Origin of the sequence: Variovorax raffinosi, assembly GCF_051216615.1 — a bacterium.
Lineage (GTDB): Bacteria > Pseudomonadota > Gammaproteobacteria > Burkholderiales > Burkholderiaceae_C > Variovorax.
This window is the reverse complement of record NZ_JBPJZR010000002.1, coordinates 1-19,003: the sequence shown is the minus strand read 5'-3', so window position 1 is coordinate 19,003 and position 19,003 is coordinate 1. Positions and strand designations below refer to the sequence as shown.

The following is a 19,003-nucleotide window of genomic DNA, read 5'->3' as shown; positions in this document are numbered from 1 at the left end:
AATGACGATAGCAGCGACCGCTACCGCACCGCGCCTGAAAGCCTCCGGCAGGGCGTTCGCGCACATCGCGAGCTTCTACCCCGAGATCACGGCCTTTCGCCGCGACCTGCATGCCCATCCCGAACTGGGCTTCGAAGAGGTCTACACCTCGGGTCGTGTGCGCGAGGCGCTGCGTGCCTGCGGCGTGGACGAGATCCACGAAGGTATCGGCAAGACCGGCGTGGTCGGCGTCATCCGCGGCAAGTCCACTGCCAGCGGCCGCATGATCGGCCTGCGCGCCGACATGGACGCGCTCCCCATGCGCGAGGACAACGACTTCGGCTGGCGCTCCGCCAGCGAAGGCCTCATGCACGGCTGCGGCCACGACGGCCACACCGCGATGCTGGTCGGCGCCGCCCGCTACCTTGCCGAAACCCGTGACTTCGACGGCACCGCCGTGTTGATCTTCCAGCCCGGCGAAGAAGGCTTTGCCGGCGCCCGCGTGATGATCGAAGACGGCCTGTTCGACCGCTTCCCCGTGCAGTCCGTCTACGCGATGCACAACTGGCCCGCCATGCCGGCCGGCACCGTCGGCATCAACCGCGGCGCGATGATGGCCGCGGCCGACCGCATCACCATCAGCATCAAGGGCAAGGGCGGCCATGGCGCGCATGCCTACCTCACCGTCGACCCGGTGATCGTCGCGGCGCACATCATCACCGCGGTGCAGAGCATCGTCTCGCGCAACGTGCGCCCGATCGACGCCGCCGTCGTCAGCATCTGCGCGATGCAGGCGGGCGATCTCGGCGCCATGAGCGTCGTGCCCGGAGAAGCCACGCTGGTCGGCACCGTGCGCACCTTCAGCGCGCGCGTGCAGGCGCAGGTCGAGCAGCGCCTGACAGAGCTGTGCACGGCCGTGGCCACCGGCTTCGGTGCCACCGCCACCATCAAGTACGAGCGCATCTACCCGGCCACCATCAACACTTCGCCCGAGGCCATGTTCGCGGCCGACGTGGCCGAGTCGCTGGTCGGCGCGAAGAATGTCGACCGCAGCATGGAGCCCAGCATGGGCGCCGAAGACTTCTCCTTCATGCTGCAGAAAAAGGCGGGTGCCTACCTGCGCATCGGCCAGGACGTGCGCGAAGGCGCCTTCCTGCACAACAGCCGCTACGACTTCAATGACGAGATCCTGCCGCTGGGCGCCGCGTTGCATGCGGGCCTGATCGAGCAGGGCATGCCGCTTGCCGCTACCCGCGGCGCGCAGCCAGGGAAAGCCGCCGCCACCGCGGCGTCGTGATGTGTTCGATTTCAACCCGAGGAGTGTTCCCATGAGTTTCAAGAAGAAAGTGGCCGCGGCCGCAGCCCTGTGCGCGCTGAGCGCCGCCAGCCTGGTCGCGAATGCGCAGACCATCCGGATCGCGAACCAGGGCGACGCACTGTCGCTCGACCCGCATTCGCTCAACGAATCGCTGCAGTTGAGCGTCACCGCCAACGTCTATGAAACCCTCGTGGGGCGCAACAAGGACCTGAGCCTTGCACCGCTGCTCGCCACCAGCTGGAAGCAGACCTCGCCGAACGTCTGGCGCTTCGAGCTGCGCAAGGGCGTGACCTTCCACGACGGCACGCCGTTCACCGCCGACGACGTGGTGTTCAGCTTCGCGCGCGCCCAGGGCGATGGCTCCGACATGCGCGCCACGCTCAGCGACATCAAGGCCGTGCGCAAGGTCGGCGACCTCGCCGTCGAGATCGAGACCAACGGCCCGTTCCCCATCCTGCCGGACGTGATCTCGCTGACGATGATCATGAGCAAGAAGTGGTGCGAGGAAAACCAAGCCACCAAGCCCGTCGACCGACGCAAGGGCATCGAGAACACCGCCTCCTTCAAGGCCAACGGCACCGGCCCGTTCCGCGTGCGCGAGCGCCAGCCCAACGTGCGAACCGTGTTCACGCGCAACGGCACCTACTGGGGCAAGATCGACGGCAACGCGCAAGAGATCATCTTCACGCCCATCGCCAACCCCGCCACCCGCGTGGCCGCGCTGGTCTCCGGCGAAGTCGACGTGATGGAGCCGGTGCCCGTGCAGGACATCGCCCGCATCAACGCCGCGCCCAACGCCCGCGTCATCACCGGCCCCGAGATGCGCACCATCTTCCTGGGCATGGACCAGAAGCGCGACGAGCTGCAGTACTCGAACATCAAGGGCAAGAACCCGTTCAAGGACAAGCGCGTTCGCCAGGCCTTCTACCAGGCCATCGACATCGTCGGCATCCAGAAGACCGTGATGCGCGGCGCCTCGCGTCCCACCGGCCTGCTGGTCGGCCCCGGCATCAACGGCTGGACCGCCGAGCAGGACAAGCGCCTGCCCTATGACGTCGAAGCCGCCAAGAAGCTGCTGACCGAAGCCGGCTACCCGAACGGCTTCGAGGTGTCGCTGAACTGCCCGAACGACCGCTACGTCAACGACGGCCAGATCTGCCAGAGCGTCGCGTCCAACCTCGCGAAGATCGGCGTGAAGATCAACCTCGTGGCCGAGACCAAGGGCACCTACTTCCCGAAGGTGCTGCGACGCGATACCAGCTTCTACATGCTGGGCTGGACCCCGACCACGTATGACTCGCACAACGCGCTGAGCTCGCTGACCTCCTGCCCCGACGACAAGGGCACCGGCCAGTTCAACCTGGGTGCGTACTGCAATCCCAAGCTCGACGAGCTGACCAAGAAGATCCAGTCCGAGTCCGACAAGGGCAAGCGCAACGAGATGATCAAGGAAGCCTTCAAGATGCACGCCGACGACATCGGCCACCTGCCGCTGCATCAGCAGTCGCTGGCCTGGGGCGTGAGCAAGAAGGTCGAGCTGGTGCAACTGGCCGACAACTTCATGTACTTCAAGTGGATGAGCATCAAGTAAGTCGACCGTGGGCCGCCGCCTGAGCGGCCCGACCATGGGCCCGCTTCTTGCGGGCCCATTCCTTTTTGCCTCACGATGAAAAATAACCCCCACGCTCCCCTTGCTGCGCAAGGTCCGCTGCCCCCCGAGGGGGCCGCTTTTCATCTTGGGGCGGCCCGGCGATGAAAAAAACCCTTGCCCGTTGGCTCGACAGCGATGTCGGCTACAGCTTTCGCACCTCGCCGGTCGCGATGGCCGCCGCGCTCATCGCGCTGGTGTGCGTCTTCTGTTCGGTGTTCGCCGGCTGGGTGTCGCCGCACAACCCCTTCGACCTTGCCACGCTCGAGTTGAGCGACGCGCGCCTGCCGCCCGCATGGAGCGCCGAAGGCTCGTCCAAGTACCTGCTCGGCACCGATGACCAGGGCCGGGACATTCTCTCGGCCGTCATTTATGGCGCACGCATTTCGCTGATCGTCGGCCTGGTGTCGGTGGTGCTGTCGGTCGTCGTCGGCGTCGTGTTCGGCCTGCTGGCCGGCTTCCTCGGCGGCTGGCTCGATTCCTTCCTCATGCGCGTGTGCGACGTCATGCTGTCGTTCCCGCCCATTCTGGTCGCGCTGCTCATTGCCGGCGTCGGCCGTGCGCTCTTTCCCAATGCGCACGAGTCACTGGCCTTCGGCGTGCTGATCATTTCCATTTCACTGACCGGCTGGGTGCAGTACGCCCGCACGGTGCGCGGCTCCACGCTGGTGGAGCGCAACAAGGAATACGTGCAGGCCGCGCGCGTCACCGGCGTCGCGCCGCTGCGCATCATGCTGCGCCACGTGCTGCCCAACGTGATGGGGCCGGTGATGGTGCTGGCCACGATCCAGGTCGCGACCGCGATCATCACCGAGGCCACGCTGTCGTTCCTCGGTGTCGGCGTGCCGCCGACCTCGCCCTCGCTGGGCACGCTCATCAGCATCGGCAACCAGTACCTGTTCTCGGGCGAATGGTGGATCACGGTGTTTCCGGGCCTGATGCTGGTGCTGATCGCCCTGAGCGTGAACCTGCTGGGCGACTGGCTGCGCGACGCACTCAACCCGCGCCTGCGCTGAAGACAAGAAGGAGAACGCCACCATGACGCTGCTCCAGGTCAAAGACCTCGTCGTCGAATTTCCCCATCGCCGCGGCACGCTGCGCGCGATCGACCAGATTTCCTTCGACATCGCGCCCGGGGAAATCCTCGGCGTGGTGGGCGAATCGGGCGCGGGCAAATCGCTCACCGGTGCGGCCATCATCGGCCTGCTCGAACCGCCGGGCCGCGTGGCCGGCGGGCAGGTTTTGCTCGAAGGCCAGCGCATCGACAACCTCGGCTTCGATGCGATGCGGCCGATTCGCGGCCGCAAGATCGGCGCGATCTTTCAAGATCCGCTGACCTCGCTGAACCCGCTCTACACCGTGGGCCGGCAATTGATGGAGACCATCCGCACCCACCTGCCAGTGAGCGAGGCCGAAGCGCGCCGCCGCGCCATCGGCCTGCTGGAAGACACCGGCATTCCGGCCGCCGCCCAGCGCATCGACCACTTTCCGCACCAGTTCTCGGGCGGCATGCGGCAGCGCGTGGTGATCGCGCTGGCGCTTGCGGCCGAGCCCAAGCTGATCGTGGCCGACGAGCCGACCACCGCGCTCGACGTGTCGATCCAGGCGCAGATCATTCAGCTGCTCAAGCGCATCTGCAAGGAGCGCGGCGCGGCGGTGATGCTGATCACGCACGACATGGGCGTGATCGCCGAGACCTGCGACCGCGTGGCCGTGATGTATGCCGGCCGGATCGCCGAGATCGGCCCGGTGCACGAAGTGATCCACCAGCCCGCGCACCCCTACACCTCGGGCCTGATGGCCTCGATTCCCGACATGACGAGCGACCGCGAGCGGCTCAACCAGATCGACGGTGCCATGCCGCGGCTCAACGCCATTCCGACTGGCTGTGCCTACAACCCGCGCTGCCCGCGCACCTTTGCCCGCTGCCTGACCGAGCGGCCCGAGCTGATGAACGCCGGCGCCACGCGCGCCGCCTGCTGGCTGCACGATGCCGCCGATCCGCATGCGGGACAGGCCGAAATGGCGGCCCGGCATCACGATGCGTTGGTGGCCGGTGAACGCGCCACGCCCGAAGCGGCCGAACCGCTCGCTGAGGTGACGCGATGAGCGCCGTGATCGAACCCCGCAAGGACGTTGGCGCCGGCGAGCCGCTCGTGGTGGCCCACGACCTGGCCCGTACCTTCGACGTTTCGCCGCCCTGGCTCAACCGCGTGCTGGAGCGCAAGCCGCGCGTGCTGCTGCATGCCGTCGACGGCGTGAGCTTTTCCATCGAGCGCGGCAAGACGCTGGCACTGGTGGGCGAATCGGGCTGCGGCAAGAGCACCGTGGCGCGCCTGCTGGTCGGCCTCTACGCGCCGACGCGCGGCGGGTTGCAGTTCGACGGGCAAGACGCGCACGCCGCGTTCAAGACCCCCGAAGGCCGCAAGCTGCGCCGCCGCATCCAGATGATCTTCCAGGACCCCTATGCGAGTCTGAACCCGCGCTGGATCGTGGAAGACATCATCGGCGAGCCGCTGCGCGAGCACGACATCCTGACCGACAAGGCCGCGCTGCGCGAGCGCGTGGGCGAGCTGCTCAAGTCGGTCGGCCTGTCGCCGCTGGACATGAGCAAGTACCCGCACCAGTTCTCGGGCGGCCAGCGCCAGCGCATCTCGATCGCGCGCGCGCTCGCCACGCAACCCGAGTTCCTGGTGTGCGACGAGCCCACTTCCGCGCTCGACGTGAGCGTGCAGGCGCAGGTGCTCAACATCATGAAGGATCTGCAGCGCGAGCAGGGCCTGACCTACCTCTTCATCTCGCACAACCTCGCGGTGGTGCGGCATGTGGCAGACCAGGTCGGCGTGATGTACCTGGGCCGGCTGGTTGAAGTGGCCGACAAGCACAAGCTCTTCGCCGAGCCGCAGCACCCGTACACCCGCATGCTGCTCGACGCGATCCCGCAGATGAAGCACACGGGACGCCAGCGCACGCCGGTGCAGGGCGAAGTGCCGAATCCGCTGAACCCGCCCACAGGCTGTGCCTTCCATCCGCGCTGCCCGCATGCCAACGCGCGCTGCTCTTCGGAGCGGCCGAAGCTGCTGAGCATCAAGGGCGTGCAGGTCGCTTGCCATGCAGCCGAAGAGGGGCGTATTTAGCGGGGCCCCTTTGTCCGGGTCGCCGCCGCGTGTTCGGCTTTAGGTCTATAACTCCTTGGTGCTTTCGTAAAAATCACACCAAGGAGAACAGCACATGTGGGCCCTGCTCTTGTTGCCCTTCGTGGGGTTGTTGTGGCTGCCGTTCTACAACAGCCCGTTGCCGGCACTGTTCGGATTTCCCTTCTTCTACTGGTATCAGCTGCTGTGGGTTCCGATCACGGCCCTGCTGATCTGGATCGTCTACCGCAGCCAGTATGACGAGGGAGACGAATGATGGCCGGCCAGATCAACTGGACCGCGCTGGCGGTCTTCGTCTTCTTCTTCGTGCTGGTCACCGTGATGGGCTTCTGGGCCTCGCGCTGGCAAAGCGGCGGCGCCAAGAGCAAGGGCGCCCATCTCGACGAATGGGGCCTGGGCGGGCGCAACTTCGGCACCTGGATCACCTGGTTCCTGGTGGGCGGCGACTTCTACACCGCCTACACGGTGATCGCCGTGCCCGCGCTGGTCTACGCCGTGGGCGCCTACGGCTTCTTCGCGCTGCCGTACACCATCCTCGTGTACCCGATCGTCTTCGTCATCATGCCCAAGCTGTGGCATGCGGCGCATCGCGCCGGGCACGTGACGGCCGCCGACGTGGTCTACGGCCGCTACGGTTCGCGCGCGCTGGAGCTGGCCATTGCGGTCACCGGCGTGGTCGCGACCATGCCCTACATCGCGCTGCAACTCGTGGGCATGGAGGTCGTCATCAAGGCGCTGGGCCTGACGGGCGAGCTGCCGCTGGCGGCGGCCTTCGTGATCCTGGCGCTCTACACCTACTCGGCCGGCCTGCGCGCGCCGGCGCTGATCGCCTTCGTCAAGGACCTGATGATCTACATCGTGGTGCTGGTGGCGGTGGTGCTGGTGCCGATGAAGCTCGGCGGCTACGGCCATGTGTTCCAGGCGGCCGGCGATGCCTTCGCGGCCAAGGGCGGGGCGACCGGCCTCACGCTCAAGCCGGCGCAGTATCTGCCGTATGCGAGCCTGGCGCTGGGCTCGGCGCTGGCGGCCTTCATGTATCCGCACACGCTCACCGGCATTTTCGCGGCCAAGAGCGCCAACACCATCCGAAAGAATGCCGTCTTCCTGCCGGCCTACACGGTGCTGCTGGGGCTGATCGCGCTGCTGGGCTACATGGCCTATGCGGCCCATCTCACGGTGAAGAGCAACAACGACGTGGTGCCGGCGCTCTTCAATGCGCTGTTCCCGTCGTGGTTCGCGGGCTTCGCGTTCGCGGCCATCGCCATCGGCGCGCTGGTGCCGGCGGCGGTGATGTCGATTGGCGCGGCCAACCTGTTCACGCGCAATTTCTGGAAGGCCTATGTGCAGCCCGACGTCACGCCGGCGGGCGAGGCCAAGGTCGCCAAGATCGTGTCGCTGGTAGTCAAGCTGGGGGCGCTGGTGTTCATCCTGTTCCTGCCCACGCAGTTCGCGCTCGACCTGCAGTTGCTGGGCGGCCTGTGGATCCTGCAGACCTTCCCCTCGGTGGTGTTCGGACTGTTCTTCGGCTGGTTCCGTGCACCGGCGCTGCTTGCCGGATGGGCCGTGGGGCTGGTCGGCGGCAGTTGGCTGGCCTTCTCGGACGGCATCAAGCCGGTCCACACCTTCGTGATCGGCGATGGCAGCTACACGCTCTACACCGGGCTGACGGCGCTGGTGCTCAACATCGTCGTGGCGGTGGTGGTGCAACTGGTGGTCAAGGGCAGTCCGCTGCGCGAAGCGCCCGTGCTCGCGAGGAAGTGAGCAAGCCGGCCCCAGCCGATTGAAAGTGTGCGCAAAGGCACCGCCTTGCGTCCAAAACTGTTGCAGAGTCCCGCCATGCCAATGACGACGACTCTCGCAACTTCCGAACTGGGCCGCCGCGGCTTCCTGATGGGCACCGCCCTTGGCGCGACTGCCGTGCTGGCCTCATTGGCCTGCAGCGTGCAGGCGGCTGGTGCGCCTTCGCGGCGCATGCCGGTGGTCTTCATCGGCCACGGCACGCCCTTGAATGCGATCACCGACAACGCGTTCACGCGCCGCCTGTCGGCCTGGGGAAAGGAGCTTCCCCGGCCGACGGCCATCCTCAGCGTGTCGGCCCACTGGCTGAGCCGGGGCGCCACCGGCGTCGGCGTGCAGGAACGGCCGAAGACGATCCACGATTTCGGCGGCTTCCCGCAGGCGCTCTTCGATGTCGAGTACCCGGCTCCGGGCCACCCCGCACTCGCACGCGAAACCATCGGCACGGTCAAGCAGTCGCCGGTGATCGGCACCGACCAATGGGGCCTGGACCACGGCACGTGGTCGGTGCTCAAGCACCTCTATCCGAAGGCCGATGTTCCCGTGTTCCAGCTCAGCATCGACTACGACAAGCCTGCAGCCTTCCACTACGCCGTGGGCCGCGATCTGGCGGCGTTGCGCGACCAAGGCGTGCTCGTGATGGGCAGCGGTAACGTGGTGCACAACCTGCGGGCGACGGATCGCGGCACCGTCGATGGGTTGAAGGCCAGCCGCCCATGGGCGCAGTCCTTCGACGATGCGGTGAAGGCCGCGCTGGCGGGCCGTGACGACCGCGCCTTGATCGGCTATGAAAAGCTGGAAGGCGCGTCCACCGCGGTGGCCACGCCCGATCACTACTTCCCGTTTCTCTATGCCCTCGGCGCTGCCGGGGCGAGCGAGCGCGCGAAAACCGTCTACGAAGGATTTCAGTCGGGCACGCTCAGCATGCGCTGCACCCAGTTCGGCTGAATGAAGCGCACGCCGCTGCGGCTTACTGCTCTTCGCCCCAGGAGAAACCGTCGCGGGCGATCATCGCGCTCGATGCGCTCGGCCCCCAAGTACCAGCCGCATAGGGACGCGGGCCGCCATCCGATTCCCAGCTGTCGATCAGCGGCTCGACCCAGCGCCATGCCTCTTCCTGCTCGTCGCTGCGCACGAACAGGTTGAGCCGGCCGTCGATCACGTCCAGCAGCAGGCGCTCGTAGGCGCCCACGCGTTCGGCGCCGAAGCGCTTGTCGAAGTCCAGGTCGAGCTGCACCGGCGCCAGTTGCGCGGCCGCGCTCTGGTTGCCGTTGGTGCGCTGGCGGTTGTCCTGTGCCTGCGCGAGCATGTGCAGCTCCAGGCCGTCCTTGGGCTGCAGATTGATCACCAGCTTGTTCACGTTGCCGGCGGGCGCGCGGTAGATCGCGTGCGGCGTCGGCCTGAAGTTGACCTCGATGCGCGCATCGCGCGAGGCCAGCCGCTTGCCGGTGCGGATGTAGAAGGGCACGCCGGCCCAGCGCCAGTTGGCGATCTCGGTGCGCAGCGCCACGAAGGTCTCGGTGCGGCTGTCGGGCGGAACGCCCGCCTCGTCCCGATAGCCCGGCACGCGCTCGCCGTAGGCCGTGCCGGCGGTGTACTGGCCGCGCACCGCGTGCAGGCTCAGGCTCTCCGCCGTCCAGGGCTTCAGCGCGCGCAGCACCTTCAGCTTTTCATCGCGTATCGCATCCGCATGCGCGTTGATCGGCGGCTCCATGGCCACGGCGCACAGCAGTTGCAGCGCGTGGTTCTGCACCATGTCGCGCAGTGCGCCGGTCTGGTCGTAGAAGGCGCCGCGCTTTTCCACGCCCAGGTCTTCCGCGATGGTGATCTGGATGTTGGCGATGTGCTCGCGGCGCCAGATGGGCTCGAACAGCGCATTGCCGAAGCGCATCGCAAACAGGTTCTGCACCGAGGGCTTGCCCAGGTAGTGGTCGATGCGAAAGACCTGCTTTTCTTCGAGCACCTTGCTCACTGCCGCGTTGATGGCGCGGTTGGATGCCAGGTCGTGGCCCAGCGGCTTCTCCAGCACGATGCGGGTGCTCGGCCCGTTCAGGCCGGCCGCGGCGATCTGCTCGACCACCTGGGTGAAGAGCGCCGGCGCCGTCGCCACGTACATCACGACCGTCTTGGCATCGCGCTGCTTGAGCAGCTCGGACAGGCGCGTGTAGTCGTCGGGCTTGGACAGGTCCATGCGCAGGTAATGCAGCATCGACGCGAACTTCTTGAACTCCTCGGGCGACGGCCGCTTGGCGCCTTCGACCGCACTGAAGCGCGACTGGATGAGTTCGCGGTACTGGTCGTCCGAGTGATCGTCCCGCGCCACCCCGATGATGCGGCCGTCTTGCGGGAGGCTGCCGTGCCGGAATGCCTGGAACAGCGCGGGCATGAGCTTGCGCCACGCGAGATCGCCAGTACCGCCGAACAGAACGAGATCGAAGCTCATGAGAAGACTTTCCTTTGTCTGAGTGCCGAGCAGGCAGTGTGCCAGTCGCGATGGTACTTGTACCGATTCGGCGGACCTGTACTAAAGCTACGCTCGCCTGTGGCCGCAAGGCCTTTTTTTATTGCTGAGGCGGAGATACCCAATGAAGAGCAAGATTTTTACCGCAGCCGCGCTGCTGGGCCTGTCGGCCGCCGCATCGGCCCAGACCGTCAACGTGATCTGCTCGGTGCAGGCCGAGTGGTGCAACGTGATCTCGACCGTGTATGCCCGCACGACCGGCGTGCGCATCAACATGGCGCTCAAGGGCTCGGGCGAGGCGCTGGCCCAGCTCATCGCCGAGAAGGACAACCCCAAGACCGACGTCTGGTTCGGCGGCACGGGCGACCCGCACCTGCAGGCGGCCGAACAGGGCCTGACGCTCGAATACAAGTCGCCCACGCTGTCGCAACTGCACCCCTGGGCGCAGCAGCAGGCCAAGCAGTCGGGCTACAAGACGGTCGGCATCTACTCGGGCCCGCTGGGCTTCGGCTACAACCCCGAGCTGCTGGCCAAGAAGAAGCTGCCCGTGCCCAAGACCTGGGCCGACCTGCTCAAGCCCGAATACAAGGGCGACATCCAGGTGGCCAACCCCGCATCGAGCGGCACGGCCTACACGATGATCGCCACGCTCGTTCAGATGATGGGCGAGGACAAGGCCTTCGACTACCTCAAGGCACTGCACAAGAACGTGGGCCAGTACACCCGCTCGGGCACTGGCCCGATCAAGGCGGTGGCGCGCGGCGAAACCGCCATCTCCATCAGCTTCGTGCATGACGGCCCGGGCGAGAAGATGCAGGGCTTCCCGGTCGAGACCATCACGCCGAGCGACGGCACCGGCGCCGAGATCGGCTCCATGAGCATCATCAAGGGCGCGCGCAACCTCGACGCCGCCAAGAAGTTCTACGAATGGGCACTGACCCCGGCCGCGCAGGAACTGGGCGCCGCCAACAAGCAGTTCCAGTTGCCGAGCAACGTGAACGCCAAGCTCGACCCGCGCATTCCCGACTTCAAGAAGATCAAGTTCATCAACTACGACTACGCGAAGTACGGTGCCAGCGCCGAGCGCCGCCGCCTGATCGCGCGCTGGGAAAAAGACGTCAACTCGCTGCCGCGTTAAGTGGAAGCGCGTTCCATCGAAGGGGCGCCCGTCAATCCGGCGTCCCTGGCCGCGGCCCGGCGCTCGCAGCGCTGGATCTGGGCGTGGGTCGCGCTGGGCGTTGCGGCGTACCTGCTGCTGCCTTGGTATGCGATCCAGGACGCGACCTGGTACGAAGCCGTTCCGCAGGTCTTCGGCAGTGGCGAAGGCGCCAATGGCCTGATGCAAGCCCTCACGCAGGGCCGCACCTGGCTCCTCATCGGGCTTGCGGGCCTGCTGATGTGCGCCGTCGGCGCGTGGTTGCCGGCGGGCCGGGCGCAGGGGCGCTGGCTGCTGGCGGGCGGTGCGATCGGCGCCATCGGCCTGGCGGTCGCGGGCTTCACCATCGGCGCGAAGGGCTGGAGCTTCGCGGCGCTCAACACGCAGTTCGGCGAACTGGCCATCAACCAGTTCGGCATTGGCGCGGGTGGCTTCGTGGCGCTCACTGCGCTCGTGCTGCTGGCGGCCTTCGGCATCGCGCGGCTCGGCCTGTTCAAGGGCGACCTGTTCGTGGCGGCCGCGGTCGTCGGCTGCGGCGTGCTGATGGCACTGTTCATTGCCTATCCGGTGAGCAAGGCGCTGTCCGGTGCCTTCTTCAATGAAGACGGGCAATGGTCGATCAGCGCCTTCGTTGCGCGCGTGTTCACCGAGCGCATCTGGGGCGTGGGTTGCCTGTCGGGCGGCGTGCGATGCGGCGTGGCCTGGAACACGCTGGTGCTGGCACTGCTCACGGCGGCCGGCACCACTTTCCTCGGCACGCTGATGGCGCTGATGGCCGAGCGCGGCAGCAAGCGCGGGCAGGGCGCGTTGCGGGTGCTGGCGCTGTTGCCGATCATCACGCCGCCCTTTGTGGTGGGCCTGGGCCTGATCCTGCTGTTCGGCCGTGCCGGCATCGTCAACCAGGTGCTGGAGAACGTGTTCGGCATCGAGCCCACGCGCTGGTTCTACGGCATGCCGGGCGTGCTGGTGGCGCAGCTGTTCGCCTTCACGCCCATCGCCTTCATGATCATGCGCGGCGTGGTGCAGGGCATCGCGCCCAGCCTGGAAGAAGCCGCGCAGATGCTGCGCGCCGACCGGCGTCGCACCTTCTTCACGATCACGCTGCCGCTGCTCAAGCCGGGGCTGGCCAACGCCTTCCTGGTGGGCTTCATCGAGAGCATTGCCGACTTCGGCAATCCGGTGGTGGTGGGCGGCCAGTTCTCGGTGCTGTCGACCGACATCTTCTTTGCCATCGTCGGCGCGCAGTACGACCAGGGCCGTGCCGCTTCGCTGGCCTGGGTGCTCACGATCTTCGCGCTCGGCGTGTTCGCGCTGCAACGCGGCCTGCTCGGCAAGCAGAACTACACCACCGTCAGCGGCAAGGGCGACGCCGGCATCGCGATGGCGCTGCCCGACGGCGTGCGCCGCACCATCTACTGCATCGCGCTGCCGTGGATCGCGTTCACCGTGGTGGTCTACCTGTTCGCCTTCGCGGGCGGCTTCGTGCAGACCTGGGGGCGCGACTACACCTTCACGCTGAACCACTTCAAGAGCGCGTTCGCGTTGGAGTGGGGGCAGTTCGGGCTGGTGTGGGCCGGCACGGCCTGGAACTCGCTGATCACCACGCTCAAGCTGGCGGGCATTTCGGCGCCGATCACCGCGGCACTGGGCTTGTTGATCGCATGGCTGCTGGCGCGCAACGAGTTCAAGGGGCAGGGCGCCTTCGAGTTCGGCGCGCTGCTGGCCTTCGCCATTCCGGGCACGGTGCTCGGCGTGAGCTACATCCTGGCCTTCAACGTGCCGCCGCTGGAGTTGACGGGCACCGGGCTCATCATCGTGCTGTGCTTCATGTTCCGTAACCTGCCGGTGGGCGTGCGGGCCGGTACTGCCGCCTTCAAGCAGCTCGATCGCTCGCTCGACGAAGCCTCGCTGATGCTGCGCGCCTCGACCTCGCAGACGCTCTTCAAGGTGGTGCTGCCGCTGCTCAAGCCGGCGCTGGTGGCCGCGCTGGTCTACAGCTTCGTGCGCGCCATGACGACGGTGAGCGCGGTGATCTTCCTGGTCACCGCCGAGAACGAGCTTGCCACGACGTACATCATCGGCCGCGTCGGCAATGGCGACTACGGCATTGCGCTGGCGTACTGCACGGTGCTCATGATCCTGATGTCGCTGGCGATCGCGCTGGTGCAGTTCGTGGTCGGGGAGCGCAAGCTGGGGCGGCGTGGTGCTACGCCAACCCATCAAGGGCATCACAAAATGGAAAGCCTCTCTGTATGAACGGCATCGAATTCCGCAACGTCACCAAGCGCTACGGCACCGACAAGAACGGGCCGATGGCCGTCAAGGGCATCAGCTTCGAGGTGCCCGTGGGCACGCTCACCACCATCCTCGGCCCTTCGGGCTGTGGCAAGACGACCACGCTGCGCATGATCGCGGGGCTCGAATCGCCGACCTCGGGCTCGATTTTCATGGGCGGTCGCGACGTCACCACGCTCGGGCCGGCCGAGCGCAACGTCAGCATGATGTTCCAGAGTTACGCGCTGTTCCCTCACATGAACGTGATCGAGAACGTGGGCTACGGCCTGCGCATGAGCGGCGTGAAGAAGGACGAGGCCACCTCGCGTGCGCGCGATGCGCTCAAGGGCGTGGGCCTGGTCGGCTTCGACGAGCGCCTGCCCAGCGAGCTGTCGGGCGGCCAGCAGCAGCGCGTGGCCCTGGCGCGCGCGCTGGTGCTCGAACCGGCGGTGCTGCTGTTCGACGAGCCGCTGTCCAACCTTGACGCCCGCCTGCGGCGCGAGATGCGCGAGGAAATCCGCGCGCTGCAGCAGCGGCTGAAGCTCACCGTCGCCTATGTCACGCACGACCAGAGCGAAGCGCTCGCCGTGAGCGACCAGATCATCGTGATGGACCACGGCGTGATCGCCCAGCGCGGCACGCCCGAGCAGCTCTACGGCCGGCCCGAGAGCGAATTCGTCGCCGGCTTCATGGGTGAGGCCATGGTGTTCCCCGCCGTCGCCGAAGCGGACGGCAGCGTGGCCCTGGGCCCGCTGCGCCTGCAGCCGCGCCATGCGGTCGCGCCCGGATCGGTGAAGGTCGCGGTGCGGCCCGAGGCCTGGCAGATCGGCACCGCAGGGGGCTTGCCGGCCACCTTGCGCAAGGCCGCCTACCTCGGCAGCTTCTACGAATACGGCTTCGACACCACGCTGGGGCCGGTCTTCGTGGTGTCGACCGATCTGTCGCAGCCGCTGGCCGCGGGCGCGCAGACCACGCTGTCGCTCGGAGCCCATGGCGTGAGCGTGGTGCCCGGCGCATGAAACAATGGCGCCATGAACGTGGTTTTCGATCTTGGCGCCGTGCTGTTCGCATGGGAGCCCACACGGCTGGTACAGGCCCATCTCTCCCCGCATGCGCCCACCGAGGCCGCCGCCGCGGCCTTGGGACGTGCGCTTTTCCATCACGACGACTGGACCAGCTTCGATTGCGGCACCCGCGCGCTGGGTGACTCCATCGCCCGCATGTCGGCCCGGCTGGCGCTGCCGGCCGAGGCGCTGCACGCGATGCTCGACACGCTGGGCGAGCGGCTGGAGCCCATCGACGTGACGGTGGCCATGCTCGAAGAGCTGATTGCCCACCGCGAGGCCGGCCAGCCGCTGCGGCTGTACTACCTCTCGAACATGCCCTCGCCCTATGCCCGCGCCATCGAGCGCCGGCATGCGTTCATGCGGCGCTTCGACGGCGGCGTGTTCTCGGGCGACGTGAAGTTCATCAAACCGGATCGTGAAATCTACGAGGTGCTGGCGATGCGCTACGCGCTCGATCCGGCGCAGACCGTGTTCATCGACGATTCGGCCGCCAACGTCGAGGCGGCACGTGCCTTCGGCTGGCAGGCCATCCACTGCACCACGCCGGCCACGCTGGCGTCGCAACTGCAGCGTTACCTGCCGGTCAGCACCACCTTGTCGGTGTCGAACCCCAGGCTGCGAGCGTAATCCAGCTCGACTTGCAGCACCGCGTCGTCCAGGCGCGGCGCACGCGACAGCACCCACAGGTACTCGCGGTCGGGCGTGCCGACCAGCGACACCTGGTATTCGCGGTCCAGCTTCAGGATCCAGTAGTCGCCCCACACCATCGGCAGCCAACCGAGCCAGGACGGCGCAAAGCGCACTTCGAGGCGGCCCGCGCCGGGCTGGCCCGCCACGGGCACCACGCGCGCGGTGCCGATGGCTTCATCGAAATTGCCGTCGGCCCGCACGCAGCGGTTGAGCACCTGCACCGTGCCATCGGGCTGCGTTGCGTACTCGGCCGTCACGGGGCCGGCGCATTGTTTCTGGAAGCGGTTCGGCAGGCGGGCCTGCTCATGCCACATGCCCGCGTAGCGCTGCAGATCGACCGGCGCCACCACCTGCAGCGGCGCGCGCATCAGCGGTGCGCCATCGGCCGGGCCGGCCAACTGGGCGCGGGCGGTGCGCGCCGCGCCCAGTGCGAGCCAGGCGGCCACGCCGCCCACGACGAAAGCGGTGGACATGGCACCGATCGCGGCGCTGGTGCGGCGGTCGTCGAAAGGCCTGACGGCGGCTGCAGCGGGCGCTGCGGGGCGTTGGCGAAGGGACATGGGTGCACTCCTGAGGGGGTCAAACATTCGGCTTAAGGTGCAGGGTGCCCCCGCCTCTTGCCAAACCCCGTCAGCCGCGGACCACAGCCCGTGTAGGGCAGGGCGGCCGGACAACCACACGGGCAACAGGCCGATGCCATCGCGTGAAAACCCGTGCTACGGTGCGCATGAAAACATCGGCCGACGCGCAACTGCGTGCAGGACTTGTCACAACCCGCACAGGATAATGATTTCATGAACCAACTCGATGCCCTCCGCCAGTGGACCACCGTGGTTGCCGACACCGGTGACTTCAAGCAACTCAGCGCTTCCAAGCCGCAAGACGCGACCACCAATCCGTCGCTGATCCTCAAGGCCGTGCAGAAGCCCGAATACCGGCCCCTGCTCGACGAGACCGTGAAAAAGCATGCCGGCAAGCCGCTCGACGAGGTCATCGACCGCCTGCTGGTGCGCTTCGGCACCGAAATCCTCTCGATCATTCCGGGCCGCGTGTCGACCGAAGTCGATGCCCGCCTGTCCTTCGACACCGCCGCCACCGTGGCGCGCGGCGAGCGCATCGTGGCGCTCTACAAGGCCGAAGGCATCGACACCGAAAAGCGCCTGCTCATCAAGGTCGCCTCCACCTGGGAAGGCATCGAGGCTGCACGCGCGCTGCAGCAAAAGGGCATCCGCACCAACCTCACGCTGCTGTTCTCGTTCGCACAGGCCGTGGCCTGCGGCGATGCGGGCGTGCAGCTGATCTCGCCCTTCGTGGGCCGCATCTACGACTGGTACAAGAAGTCGGCCGGTGCCAAGTGGGACGAGGCCGCCAGCGCCGGTGCCAATGACCCCGGCGTGAAGTCGGTGCGCGAAATCTTCAACTACTACAAGCAGCACGGCATCAAGACCGAAGTGATGGGCGCGAGCTTCCGCAACGTCGGGCAGATCCAGGCACTGGCCGGTTGCGACCTGCTGACCATCAGCCCCGAGCTGCTGGCCGAGTTGGCCGCGAGCAACGAGCCGCTCGAACACGCGCTCGATGCCAAGGCCGCCGCCAGCGGCGACGCGAAGAAGGTGAGCTACGACGAGGCCGGCTTCCGCTTCGCGCTTAACGAAGACGCGATGGCCACCGAGAAGCTCGCCGAAGGCATCCGCGCCTTCGCGGCCGACGCGGTGAAGCTCGAAAAGCTCATGCTGGAAAGCGGCAAGTAAACAACATGGCCATGACCCTTCGCTGCGACCGTGCGCCGGCCTGGGCGCAACTGCAGGCTTACTTCGAGACGGCGGGCCGCCAGTTCGATGTGCGCCACGCCTTTGTCGACGACGCAGGGCGCTACGACCGCTTCAGCCAGGAGGCGCCGTACGTGTTTGCCGACCTGTCGAAGAACCTGATCGACACGCGCATCGAAGAGCTGCTGCTGACGCTGGCGCGCGAATGTGGCCTCGAAGCGCACCGCGACGCCATGTTCGCGGGCGAGCACATCAACAACACCGAAGACCGCGCCGTGCTGCACACGCTGCTGCGCGCACCGGCGAATGCGCCGACCGGTCCGAAGACGGTGAACGAGCTGCGCGAAGTGCACACCACGCTCGACGCCATGCTGGCCTACGCCGAGAAGGTGCGCGCCGACCACACGATCACCGACGTGGTCAACATCGGCATCGGCGGCTCCGACCTCGGCCCGCAGATGGCGGTGCTTGCGCTGGCCGAGTTCGCGGCGCCGGGCAAGCGCTTTCATTTCGTCTCGAACGTCGACGGCCACGAGCTGTCCGGCGTGCTTCAGGGGCTGGCACCCGAACACACGCTCTTCCTCATTGCCTCGAAGACCTTCACCACCGCCGAGACGATGACCAACGCGCTCTCGGCCAAGCGCTGGTACGAGCAGTCGGGCGGCACCGACATCGCGGGCCACTTCGCGGCGCTCACCACCAACGTAGAGGCCGCGAACAAGTTCGGCATCGACACCACCTTCGGTTTCTGGGACTGGGTGGGTGGTCGTTATTCGCTGTGGTCGGCCATCGGCCTGCCGATTGCGCTGGCCATCGGTGCGGATGGTTTCCGCCGGCTGCTCGCGGGCGCGCATGCGATGGACGAGCACTTCCGCACCGCACCGCTGGCGCAGAACCTGCCGGTGCGCCTGGGTCTGCTCGACGTCTGGTATCGCAACTTCCACAAGTTCACCAGCCGCAGCATCGCGCCGTATCACAGCGCGTTGAAGCGCCTGCCGGCTTACCTGCAGCAGTTGGAGATGGAAAGCAACGGCAAGCAGGTCGATGCCAGTGGCAAGCCCGTGGCCTTCGGCACGTCGCCGGTGCTCTGGGGCGAGCCGGGCACCAACGGCCAGCACGCCTACTTCCAGATGCTGCATCAGGGCACGGACGTGATTCCGCTTGAGTTCGTGGCGGTGCGCGATGCGGCGCACGACCTCGAAGGCCATCACCCCAAGCTGTTGGCGAATGCGCTCGCGCAGGCACAGGCGTTGATGGTGGGCAAGCTCGATGCGGGCGGCCACAAGAACTTTCCGGGCAACCGGCCGAGCACTTTCTTCGTGTTCGAGAAGCTCACGCCTGAAACGCTCGGTGCCTTCCTGGCGCTGTACGAGCACCGGGTGTTCACCAGCGGCGCGCTGTGGGGCATCAACAGCTTCGACCAATGGGGTGTGGAACTGGGCAAGGTGTTGGCGCGCGATATCGAACCGCGCCTGGCTTCCGGCGACATCACGGGGCTTGATGCCTCTACGGCGGGTTTGTTGAAGCGGCTGAGTTCCTGAGGGGCTTGTCGCCTGTCGGTGTCTGTTCGGTTGCTGCTGTTCAGGGCGGCACTCCCGCCGACACGGTGCTCTTTTTCGCGAATGTCCCCCGCTTCGCTCCTCCTTTATTTCGCGAAAAAGAGCCCCGTATCGACGTGAGCGCTCAGAG

General features: G+C 66.8%; 16 protein-coding genes. 14 read left to right on the top strand and 2 right to left on the bottom strand.

Going from position 1 to position 19,003, the window contains the following annotated elements; translation table 11 throughout:
• Nucleotide 1 precedes the first annotated feature (1 nt).
• The 8 genes from ACSFB7_RS06185 (at nucleotide 2) to ygiD (ending at nucleotide 8,845) form a co-directional block, all read left to right on the top strand.
• Nucleotides 2-1,276: a M20 aminoacylase family protein gene (locus ACSFB7_RS06185; RefSeq protein WP_435468131.1), complete on the top strand. Its 1,275-nt coding sequence runs from the start codon at nucleotides 2-4 to the stop codon at nucleotides 1,274-1,276.
• Nucleotides 1,277-1,307: 31 nt separating this feature from the next.
• Nucleotides 1,308-2,888, top strand: a complete 1,581-nt coding sequence (locus ACSFB7_RS06180) for an ABC transporter substrate-binding protein (RefSeq protein WP_435468129.1) — start codon at nucleotides 1,308-1,310, stop codon at nucleotides 2,886-2,888.
• 161 nt (nucleotides 2,889-3,049) lie between these two features.
• Entirely contained in the window at nucleotides 3,050-3,961 is a 912-nt protein-coding gene (locus ACSFB7_RS06175) for an ABC transporter permease (protein ID WP_435468127.1), read from the top strand.
• 22 nt (nucleotides 3,962-3,983) lie between these two features.
• Nucleotides 3,984-5,054 carry an ABC transporter ATP-binding protein gene (locus ACSFB7_RS06170; protein ID WP_435468126.1) on the top strand — a complete coding sequence of 357 codons (1,071 nt, stop codon included), beginning with the start codon at nucleotides 3,984-3,986 and terminating at the stop codon, nucleotides 5,052-5,054.
• Nucleotides 5,051-6,082, top strand: a complete 1,032-nt coding sequence (locus ACSFB7_RS06165) for an ABC transporter ATP-binding protein (RefSeq protein WP_435468124.1) — start codon at nucleotides 5,051-5,053, stop codon at nucleotides 6,080-6,082. Before ACSFB7_RS06170 ends, ACSFB7_RS06165 begins: the two co-directional genes overlap by 4 nt.
• A gap of 94 nt (nucleotides 6,083-6,176) precedes the next feature.
• Nucleotides 6,177-6,356, top strand: a complete 180-nt coding sequence (locus tag ACSFB7_RS06160) for a DUF3311 domain-containing protein (protein ID WP_435468122.1) — start codon at nucleotides 6,177-6,179, stop codon at nucleotides 6,354-6,356.
• Nucleotides 6,356-7,861 (top strand): monocarboxylate uptake permease MctP, encoded by a 1,506-nt coding sequence (gene mctP, locus ACSFB7_RS06155; protein ID WP_435468120.1) that lies wholly within the window; start codon nucleotides 6,356-6,358, stop codon nucleotides 7,859-7,861. Before ACSFB7_RS06160 ends, mctP begins: the two co-directional genes overlap by 1 nt.
• An 81-nt stretch (nucleotides 7,862-7,942) precedes the next feature.
• Nucleotides 7,943-8,845, top strand: a complete 903-nt coding sequence (ygiD, locus tag ACSFB7_RS06150) for a 4,5-DOPA-extradiol-dioxygenase (RefSeq protein WP_435468118.1) — start codon at nucleotides 7,943-7,945, stop codon at nucleotides 8,843-8,845.
• 22 nt (nucleotides 8,846-8,867) lie between these two features.
• Here ygiD and zwf read toward each other — a convergent pair whose 3' ends face one another.
• Nucleotides 8,868-10,340 (bottom strand): glucose-6-phosphate dehydrogenase, encoded by a 1,473-nt coding sequence (zwf, locus tag ACSFB7_RS06145; protein ID WP_435468116.1) that lies wholly within the window; start codon nucleotides 10,338-10,340, stop codon nucleotides 8,868-8,870.
• Between the two features lie 142 nt (nucleotides 10,341-10,482).
• Between zwf and ACSFB7_RS06140 the strand changes: the two genes are divergently transcribed.
• Genes ACSFB7_RS06140 through ACSFB7_RS06125 form a run of 4 tightly spaced genes read left to right on the top strand, consistent with a single transcriptional unit; the run spans nucleotide 10,483 to nucleotide 15,482 of the window.
• Nucleotides 10,483-11,496: an ABC transporter substrate-binding protein gene (locus ACSFB7_RS06140; protein ID WP_435468114.1), complete on the top strand. Its 1,014-nt coding sequence runs from the start codon at nucleotides 10,483-10,485 to the stop codon at nucleotides 11,494-11,496.
• Nucleotides 11,497-13,770, top strand: a complete 2,274-nt coding sequence (locus tag ACSFB7_RS06135) for an ABC transporter permease (protein WP_435468112.1) — start codon at nucleotides 11,497-11,499, stop codon at nucleotides 13,768-13,770.
• Nucleotides 13,767-14,807, top strand: a complete 1,041-nt coding sequence (locus tag ACSFB7_RS06130) for an ABC transporter ATP-binding protein (protein ID WP_435468111.1) — start codon at nucleotides 13,767-13,769, stop codon at nucleotides 14,805-14,807. The genes ACSFB7_RS06135 and ACSFB7_RS06130 overlap by 4 nt, the downstream gene beginning before the upstream one ends.
• Nucleotides 14,808-14,819: 12 nt before the next feature.
• The gene (locus tag ACSFB7_RS06125) at nucleotides 14,820-15,482 is read left to right on the top strand and encodes an HAD family hydrolase (RefSeq protein ID WP_435468109.1); all 663 of its coding nucleotides are present in this window, start codon (nucleotides 14,820-14,822) and stop codon (nucleotides 15,480-15,482) included.
• Here ACSFB7_RS06125 and ACSFB7_RS06120 read toward each other — a convergent pair.
• Nucleotides 15,428-16,105 carry a lipocalin family protein gene (locus tag ACSFB7_RS06120; protein WP_435468107.1) on the bottom strand — a complete coding sequence of 226 codons (678 nt, stop codon included), beginning with the start codon at nucleotides 16,103-16,105 and terminating at the stop codon, nucleotides 15,428-15,430. The two genes, ACSFB7_RS06125 and ACSFB7_RS06120, sit on opposite strands and share 55 nt — an antisense overlap.
• A 234-nt stretch (nucleotides 16,106-16,339) precedes the next feature.
• Here ACSFB7_RS06120 and tal point away from each other — a divergent pair, with 234 nt between their 5' ends.
• Both tal and pgi read left to right on the top strand, forming a co-directional pair.
• Entirely contained in the window at nucleotides 16,340-17,296 is a 957-nt protein-coding gene (gene tal, locus ACSFB7_RS06115) for a transaldolase (RefSeq protein WP_435468105.1), read from the top strand.
• 5 nt (nucleotides 17,297-17,301) lie between these two features.
• Nucleotides 17,302-18,855, top strand: coding sequence for a glucose-6-phosphate isomerase (pgi, locus tag ACSFB7_RS06110; RefSeq protein WP_435468103.1), 1,554 nt, complete (start codon nucleotides 17,302-17,304; stop codon nucleotides 18,853-18,855).
• Nucleotides 18,856-19,003 lie beyond the last annotated feature (148 nt).